4 protein-coding genes are annotated in these 4,467 nt (G+C 61.7%); all 4 read right to left on the minus strand.

Going from position 1 to position 4,467, the window contains the following annotated elements; translation table 11 throughout:
- Window positions 1-1,422, minus strand: a 1,422-nt coding sequence (locus SFU54_RS05495; protein WP_319015291.1) for a glycoside hydrolase family 13 protein, incomplete at its 3' end; no start/stop codon positions are given.
- The gene (locus SFU54_RS05500) at window positions 1,419-2,249 is read right to left on the minus strand and encodes a carbohydrate ABC transporter permease (protein ID WP_319015292.1); all 831 of its coding nucleotides are present in this window, start codon (window positions 2,247-2,249) and stop codon (window positions 1,419-1,421) included. The genes SFU54_RS05495 and SFU54_RS05500, both read right to left, overlap by 4 nt.
- The gene (locus SFU54_RS05505) at window positions 2,246-3,118 is read right to left on the minus strand and encodes a sugar ABC transporter permease (protein WP_319015293.1); all 873 of its coding nucleotides are present in this window, start codon (window positions 3,116-3,118) and stop codon (window positions 2,246-2,248) included. The genes SFU54_RS05500 and SFU54_RS05505 overlap by 4 nt, the downstream gene beginning before the upstream one ends.
- A gap of 123 nt (window positions 3,119-3,241) precedes the next feature.
- Window positions 3,242-4,467 (minus strand): ABC transporter substrate-binding protein (locus tag SFU54_RS05510; RefSeq protein ID WP_319015294.1); only part of this gene is annotated, 1,226 nt, incomplete at its 5' end.

Below are 4,467 nucleotides of genomic sequence, written 5' to 3' on the forward strand. Positions count from 1 at the left end.
CGAGTCGGCCGCACCGAGCTGCCGGTCGACGGCGAACTCTGAGAACCACGCGGGCATTGGCAAGTGCGGCACGCCCGTCGTAAAGCCGAAGCCGGCGGACTCTGCCGACCACGGCAAGGGCACGCGGCATCCGTCACGGCCTTTTCGCGCCCCGGCGTCTCGAACCCAGATGGGGTCTTGAATTGCCTCAGCGGGCAGGTCGGCGACCTCGAACAACCCGAGTTCTTCGCCCTGATAGAGGTAGACCGATCCGGGCAACGCCAGCAACAACATCATGGCGGCACGAGCGCGGCGCAACCCCTGGGCCCGGTCAACCTCAGGCTCGGTGCCGTTCGTGAGCAGCCACGTGTCGAGGTGGAGGCCATCCGGCAGTCCATACCGCGTCGCATGGCGAATGATGTCGTGGTTCGACAGCGTCCACGTCGACGATGAACCCGTCGACTGCGCCAGCTCGAGACTGTGCGCGATCGTCGACCGAAACTCGCGTGCGAGCCAGGGGGTGCCGAGTAGGTCGAAGTTGAAGGCCTGGCCCAAGGTGTCGGTCCGTGCGTAGTTCACACGTCGTTGAACGGGAACTGTCGCTTCGGCAACGGCCACGCGGGGCGGGTCATACTCGTTGAAGACCGCCCGCCACGACCGGTAGACCTCATAGACGTCGTCGCGATCGAACAAAGGGTGCGACCCATCGATCGGGTAGTCCGACATGATGCCGATGGAGGGCACGGGCTTGTAGGGCTCGCTCATGTCTTTCTTCAGCGCGTGCGCGACATCGATGCGGAAGCCATCGACACCCCGATCTGACCAGAAACGCAAGGTTCTGATGAAGTCTGCTTCAACGTCGGGGTTCTCCCAGTTGAAGTCAGGCTGCTCGGGCGCGAAAAGGTGCAGGTACCACTGGCCGGGCGTCCCGTCGGCGTTGACCGTGCGAGTCCACGCCGACGGGCCAAAGTGGCTCGGCCAATCATTAGGAGGCAGCTCGCCATGCTCACCGCGTCCGTCGCGAAACAAATACCGATCGCGCTCGGGTGAACCCGGAGGGGACGCCAACGCAGCCTTGAACCACTCGTGACGATTCGAACTGTGGTTCGGCACGATGTCGACGAAGATCTTGATGCCCGCGCCGTGGAGCGCGGTCACCATGCCATCGAAGTCATCGAGCGAGCCCAGCCGTGGGTCAACGTTGCGATAGTCATCCACGTCATACCCGCCGTCGGCAAGCGCCGACGGATAGAACGGGCTCAACCAGACCGCATCGACCCCGAGGTCACGGAGGTAGGGCACACGGGAGATGATTCCACGCACGTCGCCGAGACCATCACCATCCGAATCAGCAAACGACCTCGGATAGATCTGGTAGACGACGGCTTGCCGCCACCACTCTTCTGACTTCGCGTGTTCGACTGTGGTGTTGGTCGAACTCACTTCACCGCTCCCGCGGAGATACCCGCGATGATCCGGCGCTGCATGACGAAGTAGAAGATAACGATCGGGAAGATCGACAACACCAGACCAGCCATCGCGAGTCCGTAGTCCGACGTGTAGTTGCCGTAGAACACGAACGTACGAAGCGGGATGGTCTTCTGATCGTTCTCCAAGAGCACCACCGACGGCAGCAGGAAGTCGTTCCAAATCCACAGGGCGTTGATGATGGCCACCGTCGCCGTCACCGGCCCGAGCATCGGGAAGATGATGCTGCGGAAGGTGCGGAGCGGTGAGGCTCCATCCATCCCAGCGGCTTCGTCGAGCTCGAACGGAATGTTCGTGATGAAGCCGTGGTACAGGAAGGTAGAGAGCGCGACACCAAAGCCAACGTAGAAGAAGGCGATGGTGACCTGGTTACCGGGCAATCCCAACCCTCGCTCGCCAAAGAGACCGACGAAGGGGATCATGAGCGCCTGGAAGGGCACGATCATCGACGCAACGAGCACGAGGAACGTGATGCCCGAGAACCGCGTCTTCGAACGGGCCAGGTAGTAGGCGAGCATCGACGACGTGATGATGATCGCGCCCACGCTGAGCACCGTAATGATGAGCGAGTTGCCGAGAGCCTGCCAGTAATCCATGCGGTCGATGGCTTCGGCGAAGTTCTCCCAGAGCCACTCTTCCGGCCACGCCAACGGCTCGTTGCGCACCTGGCGGGCGGTCTTCACCGAGTTCAGCAACACCATCACAAACGGGAAGGCGTAGAACGCCGCGAGCACGCTCGCGAAGATGAAGAAGAAGATATTGATACGACGGGCGCGCTTCATCGCTGGACCTCGAATCGCTTGGAGACGGCGACCTGGGCGAGCGCCGCGATCGCAATGACGACGAACATGAGAACGGCCTGGGTCTGACCCGAGCTGAAGTTTCCGTAGGTGAAGGCCTCACGGAAGACCTGCAGCGAGATCAACTCGGTGGTGCCGTAGGGGTTTCCACCGGTGAGCGACAGGTTGAGGTCGAACGCCATGAAGGCGTTGCGCAAGGTCAAGAACAGCGAGATCGTGAAGGCCTGCGCCATGAGCGGCATCTTGATGTAGAACATGCGCTGGAACGCGTTGGTGCCATCGATCAGCGAGGCCTCGAGGGCCTCTTGCTCAATGCTCATGAGGGCAGTGATGTAGATGATCATCATGTAGCCCGACATCTGCCAGACCGTCACGATGACCATGGCCCAGAAGGCGCTCGTAGTGTCGAGCAACCAGTTCTCCGCGAAAACCGGGATGCCCGTGGCCTCGGCAAGCGTCGGGAGTGCTTGACCGAAAAGGAACTGCCAGATAAGGCCAAGGATGACGCCACCGATGAGGTTCGGCAAGAAGAAGGCCGTGCGCAGGGCGTTGACGCCGCGCAGGGGAATTGTGACCAGAAGCGCGAGAGCGAAGGCGACGACGTTGACCAAAATCAGCGATGCAACGACGTACCCCGCCGTGAAGAGCATCGATCCCCAGAATTCTTCGTTCTGGAACACGGCCGTGTAGTTGGCGATACCGACCCAGTTGTTGGCCTCAAAGCCATTCCAGTCGGTGAAGGTGTAGTACACGCCCTGGCCGAATGGCATGACGAGCACCAAGATGAAGATCGACAGCGGCAGCAGTGCGAAGACCGCGAATCGCTGGATCTCTTGCCTACGAGTTCTCATGTGATTGTCCAAACCTCATTGTCTGACGGGCCTTGTCCATAACAGGTTGCCCGGGGCTCGCGCCCCGGGCAACCGCTGTTACTGGTGACGGGGTATCAGTCTGCGACTGATTCCGTCGATGTGCTACTCAGCCCAGGCGGCCTCGAGCTCGGCCGCGAATGCGGCACGGTCGCTCACACCGTCGTAGTACTTCTGAGCGGCGGCACCGTACTTGTCCTGCAGGCCGGCCGGGTAGGCGCTGTTGACCCACTGGAGCGTCTTGCCCGCAGCGATGTACTCAGCAATCTTCTGAGCCATGAAGGTGCTCGGCGTGACGGTGAAGCCGTCGTAGACCGGAATGAAGTTCATTCCGCCCTCTTCGACCGGTCCCGACCAGTACGCCTGGCCCTCGGGGGTGGTGAGGAACCAGCTCAGCACAGCCTTGGCGGCTTCCTGCTGCTCAGCCGACGACTGCTCGGCGTCGATCATCGCGTAGAACGGAACGCCGACCGAGATCGAGTCGTTGCCGTAGTCGTCTGCGTTGTCGCTGATCGGAACAGGCATCACACCGAACTCGCCGTCAGGCGTCGCGGTGAGGAGGTTCGGCTCGGCCCAGTTGCCCATGAACCAGAAGCCGGCGTCGCCGACGGCCAGGTTCTCGACACCCAGGTCGTAGTCGGTGTCAGCGATGCTGGCGGTGTCGATCGAGTTCTCCTTGAGGAGGTCGAACGTGTCAAGCCAGTTCTCGAACACCGGGTCCGAAAGGAGGTCCTTCTCGCCAGCCTTCAGCTCGTCGAGGATCGCCAGGCGGCCCTCAACGTCTTCAGCAGCGTTGGCGTGGTAGACGTTGGTGAAGTGGGCACCAAGCGACCACCAGAGGCCCGAGAAGTGCACGGGCGAAACGCCCGTCTCGGCAACAGCGTCGAAGGCGTCAGCGAGTTCGCTGCGGGTCGTGATCGAGTCAACCTCGACACCAGCGGCGTCAAGAACAGCCTTGTTGTAGAGCAGACCGAAGGCCTCAGCCGTGATCGGGATACCGACGACCTTGCCGTCGATGGTCGCGACGTCGAGCGTGCCGGGGGCGGCGAGCTCGGCGAGCGGGTCACCGCTCCAGTCGACAACGCGCGGAGCCATGTCGGGCAGCTCCTGCAGAGCCGTCATGATGGTCGGCGCCTTGCCAGCCTCGTAGAACGTGGTGACCGTCTGGAGGAAGGGCACGTCTTGCGGCGACTCGAGGATCTCAACGGCAACACAGTCAGTGTTGTTCTCGTTGTAGAACTCGATGGCGTCGGTGAACTGGTCCTGGATCTCGACCTTGATGGTTCCGAGCCACGTGATGTCCGTCACTTCGGCACAGTCGCTGCCTTCGG

Source organism: Microcella sp. (assembly GCF_033763155.1).
Classification (GTDB): Bacteria; Actinomycetota; Actinomycetes; order Actinomycetales; family Microbacteriaceae; genus Microcella.

Bases quoted from the DNA above. Each gene is read 5' to 3' on its own strand.
- SFU54_RS05500 (WP_319015292.1), bottom strand. From the start codon at position 2,249: ATGAAGCGCGCCCGTCGTATCAATATCTTCTTCTTCATCTTCGCGAGC.
- SFU54_RS05505 (WP_319015293.1), bottom strand. From the start codon at position 3,118: ATGAGAACTCGTAGGCAAGAGATCCAGCGATTCGCGGTCTTCGCACTG.